Annotated in this window: 3 protein-coding genes; 1 reads left to right on the top strand and 2 read right to left on the bottom strand. The window is 66.0% G+C overall.

Annotated features, from left to right (window positions below):
• Positions 1–45: 45 nt before the first annotated feature.
• Together ACFHVL_RS30750 and ACFHVL_RS30745 are read right to left on the bottom strand one after the other, a co-directional pair.
• Positions 46–2565 carry a type I restriction-modification system subunit M gene (locus tag ACFHVL_RS30750; RefSeq protein WP_416632107.1) on the bottom strand — a complete coding sequence of 840 codons (2520 nt, stop codon included), beginning with the start codon at positions 2563–2565 and terminating at the stop codon, positions 46–48.
• A gap of 351 nt (positions 2566–2916) precedes the next feature.
• Positions 2917–3768, bottom strand: coding sequence for an alpha-amylase family glycosyl hydrolase (locus ACFHVL_RS30745; RefSeq protein WP_416632105.1), 852 nt, complete (start codon positions 3766–3768; stop codon positions 2917–2919).
• 154 nt (positions 3769–3922) lie between these two features.
• Here ACFHVL_RS30745 and ACFHVL_RS30740 point away from each other — a divergent pair.
• Positions 3923–4588, top strand: a 666-nt coding sequence (locus tag ACFHVL_RS30740; protein ID WP_416632103.1) for an RNA-guided endonuclease InsQ/TnpB family protein, incomplete at its 3' end; no start/stop codon positions are given.

The following is a 4588-nucleotide window of genomic DNA, read 5'->3' as shown; positions in this document are numbered from 1 at the left end:
GAACCACCCGACAGCAGCCACACAACCGCAGGCCACACCCCAAGATCAACTTAAGCTACGCAGCATTGGGTGGGTACCGATCCGGTAGCGCCGGGCGAGCGAGGCAATGTGGTACGGATAGCTCCACTCGGCCCGACCGACAGGGTCCTCGACTGGGCGCATCAGATCAGCGATCAGCCAGGCCTCGTTGGCCGCTGACCGGATCTCGTCGCGCAGCCGCTGGACGTCGGTCTGTGGACCGGCAAAGACGTTCGGCAGGGTGCTGGCGGCCGTTGCGCGCATCTTGTGCCGGCCCTCCTGTACGACTTCCAGGAAGTCTTCAATTTCCGGTCTGACCATGTCGACCGGGACCGGAGTGTCCAACAGCTGGCTCGACGTCATCCGCAACGTGGTCGCGTCGTCCGGACGAGAGTTCAGCCATTCGGCGAGAACGTGCCCGTGGCCGTCGGAGGGCTGGAGCACGAACATCGCGGTAACCGCCTCGCCGAAATTGGCTGGCAGTAGACGCCAGTTGCCCGGCAATCCGACCAAGTCGCCGCCCTCGCAAAGGGTCAGGGACGTTGCTTTCGGTACCGACGTCGCGGAGACCAGGATCTCGGGGAGCGCCACCGCCGAGTCGGCGGTGTGCAGGTTCTGCGCGGTCAAGTGCGGCCAGCCACTCCCGCCGCTGTCCTCGCCGGTGAAACCCGGTTTGGCCGTTCGTTGGCGCGCGAAGCGCCCAAGGTGATCGAAATTCGCGTTGAGGGTGCGGACGAAGAAGTGGCTGAGCCGGATCTCATAGCCGATCCTGATCTTGCCGCGCTCGATCCAGGCGTCCGGATGCCCATCATCGTTCAGGTAGCCGTCCGGGTCACGGTGTAGCGGAAGGTTGACCACCTCGCTCAGCGCGGGATCGGGTTCAATCAGTCCACGGTTCTTCTGGATCTCCCCCTGCGGGTCCCGGGTCCGGAGCGTCCGACTCACGAAGGCGCTGAAAGACGCTGTGTCGGGCCAGTCCTGTCCACCGGCCTTCGCGGTCGCGCGCAGGACGCCAAGAGCTTTACTCCTGCTCTTCCAGGACGCCCCGATCAGCGGGCGCAGCACAGCCGCGAGGCCCTCCGCGCCTTTGGTGAGCTTGGAGTGGTTCCTCTCAGTGAGGTCGAACCGTACTCGCAGCGGGCGTTCGACGACCACACGCTGGTAGCCGAATTCCTCATTGGCGAGTACCCGGAGCCGGAGGTGGCGAGAATCTTGCGGATTGCGTGAGACAGAGAGCGCATCGCGGTAGGCAGCAACGATGAGATCGACCTGATCAGCAGCAACGTACTTCCGCTTGTCGCCCCATGACCTTCGCATCCGCTGCCACTCGTCGCGAGCGTTGAGTAGGATGACCCGTCCTTGCAGCTCCCGTTCCTTGCGGTTGGTGAGCACCCAGACATAGGTGGAAATGCGGGTGTTGGGGAACAGCTGATCGGGCAGCGCGACGACTCCTTCGAGCAGGTCATTCTCCAGGATCCAGCGCCGAATATCCGACTCACCAGATCCGGCAGCGCCGGTGTGCAGGGGAGATCCGTTAAAGAGGACCGCGATCCGGCTACCGCCGCCGTCCAGTGGTTTCATCTTCGCGAGCATGTGTTGCAGGAACAGCAAGGATGAGTCGTTAGTTCGCGGCAAGCCCGCTCCGAACCGCCCGGCGTGGCCATGCCGGGCCTCGTTCTGGACGAACTGCTCGACCCTCTTCCACTCGACACCCATCGGCGGCACGGCGATGAGATAGTCAAACTGGGCCGCCGAAAAGTGGTCCTGGCTCAGCGTGTCTCCGAGCACGATGTGGTGGGGATTCATGTTCTTCATGAGCATCGTGGATCGGCAAATCGCGTACGTCTGCCGGTTGAGCTCCTGCCCGTACGCCTCGACGGTGGCGAACGGATTGCGTTCCCTGATCTGCCGGGTCGCCTCGAGAAGAGTTCCGCCGGTGCCGCAGACTGGGTCGTAAACGGTCAGCCCGCCGGTCTCGCGGTCCGAAGCCAGCAGCAAGGCAGCCATGAGCCTTTCGACGTCCGTCGGAGTGTTGTACTCTCCAGCAATCTCGCTACTGAGTTCGGCCACGGTCCGAACGAGTTCCTCGAAGATCTCACCCATCTGGCGGTCACTTACTGTCCGAGGCCCCAGATCGATCTGGGCGAACCGCTCCACCACTCGGACCAGTAACCCGGACTCCCGCAGCAGGGTCACCTGCAGGCCGAAGTCGAATGCAGCCAGCAAGTCGGCCACTACAGCCGAGAAACCCTGGAGATAGGTGTCCGGGTTGGTGGCCAACGCCCCGAAGGTCAGCGGGCCGGTGTGGTAGAACGGCAGCCCTGTGACTGCGCACAACGTGGCGTCACGATCCGTCGCTCCTTCCGCACCAAGTTGGTCGAGGCGGGAGAGAACGTCGGCCTTCGTGGGCTCCAGCAACGAGTCCACGCGACGCAGCACCGTCATTGGAAGGATCACAGCGCCGTAGTCGGACTGCTTGTAGTCACCGCGCAGCAGGTCGGCAACGGACCAAACCAGACCAGACCAGTCCCTGGCGTCGCTCGTCATAGACTCCCCCGCTGTCCCCACCAGCGACCACGTCGATCATTGCAATCCACTGCTTCTCCGGTCATTTGGGCACGGAAGCGACCACCATGGCGACGCCCTGGTCGCGGGCGTGGACAAGATCCTGGCCGTCGTGGAAACCCCACCGTCCAAGGCTACCGGGCATAACTCGCCGCACCTCCTGCCACAATCTGGTGTACGCAGACCATCAAGTCGGGACCTGGCATGAGTCGCCGCATGACGGCAGCCAGCCGTGGCGCATCTTGTTGCTGAGCTGTACGCCTGCCACCTCTGACTCGCATGTAGAGGTGGCAGGCGTCGAGCTTCGCAGCGCCGCCAAGGCAGGAGGGTGTTTCAGGCTAGGCGCCAGAGTTGGAAGGTGGGGCCGGCGGCCGGCAGGGTCAGGGTGCCGTCGGCGGCCGGGCGCAGCGGGGGTGCGCCACCGTACAGGTTGGCGAGTGCCGGAGCAGCAGCGGACGGCGGGGCTACCAGACCGGTCAGGCGCACCGGAGCACCCGACGCCCGCCGGGCCAACGCCAACACCGACCCGGACGGCGACTCCCGCAGATAGACCAGGGCGTCGTCATCGGCGTACACCCAACGAAGCCCACCGTGCCGCAGCTCCGGCACCTCCCGACGCAACGCCACCAACGCCCGATACACCCCGAACGTCGCCCCATCCCACGAGCCCGGCCGATCCCACGGCATCGGCGTCCGCGAACCCTCCCCGTTCTCCCCCCGCAACCCCAACTCGTCCCCGGCGAACACCATCGGCGTCCCCGGCAACGTGAACTGCAACCCGGCCGCCACCTCCTGCCGGGCCGCGTCCCCCACCACCGTCCGGATCCGGGCCGAATCATGCGAGCCGAGCAGCTGCCACGAATGCACCAGCGACCGCCACGACACCAACGCCCCGAACGCCCGCATCGTCGCCAACGCCGCCGACCCGGACCGGGCCGGCACCCCACCCGGTACGCCGAGGAAGTCCGGCAACTCCAACGTCGGTGACCGCAGCCAGCTCCACACCGGCCGGGTGAACCCGGCATAGTTCATCGTGCCGTGCCAACCGTCGGCGTCCAGGTCACGGGTGAAGTCGTGCCCGTGCTCGGCGACGATCAGCCCGTCCGGCCGGGTGTCGGCGACCGCCCGGCGCAGCAACGCTGCCACCTCCAGGGTGAGCGCGTCGGCCCCGCGCCGGCCGGTCATCAGAGTCCCTTTCGCGGACACTTCGACCTGCAGGCCGGGGAGGAAGGGAGCTCTTGCGGAGCGGGGCAGGGAGAGCCAATCGGTCCTGGCAGCTGATCGGCGTCCATCCACACGCCACCCCACGGCTCACGACCGCATCGCTAGACTGTGGATTGTGTCCAGGACCGTGAAGCGGGCGTTCCGGTACCGCTTTTATCCCACCCCGGAGCAGGCCGCCGAGCTCGCCCGGACGTTTGGCTGTGTCCGGCTGGTCTACAACATGGCCCTGGCCGCCCGCACCGAGGCGTGGACCCTGCGTCGGGAACGGGTCGCCTACAACGCCACCTCGGCGTTGCTGACCGGGTGGAAGAAGACCGACGAACTCGCGTTCCTCAATGAGGTGTCGTCGGTGCCGTTGCAGCAGGCGCTGCGGCACCTGCAGGTCGCGTTCACCAACTTCTGGGCGAAACGCGCCCGGTACCCGACGTTCAAGTCGAGGAAGAGGTCGCGCCGGTCGGCGGAATACACCAGCAGCGCGTTCCGGTGGCGCGATGGCCGGCTGACCCTGGCGAAGATGTCCGATCCGTTGGACATCGTGTGGTCGCGGCCGTTGCCCGTCGGTGCGGTGCCGTCGACGGTGACGGTGTCGCAGGACGCAGCGGGTCGCTGGTTCGTGTCCCTGCTCTGCGACGACGTGATCGAGCCGGCACCGGCCTCTGAGGGGCCTCGCGTTTTCCGGACAGTGGTTCGGCCGGTTCTTTCACGCCGCAATTTGAAGGTTCTCGAACTCTGCGTGGACTTCCCGGGGAGGTCGGTAGCCCACCGCCGAATGCAGACGCTG

It is taken from the genome of Micromonospora sp. LOL_023 (assembly GCF_048060115.1).
GTDB lineage: Bacteria > Actinomycetota > Actinomycetes > Mycobacteriales > Micromonosporaceae > Micromonospora_E.
Note: the sequence above shows the minus strand (reverse complement) of the source record. Positions and strands in the feature narration are given on the sequence as shown.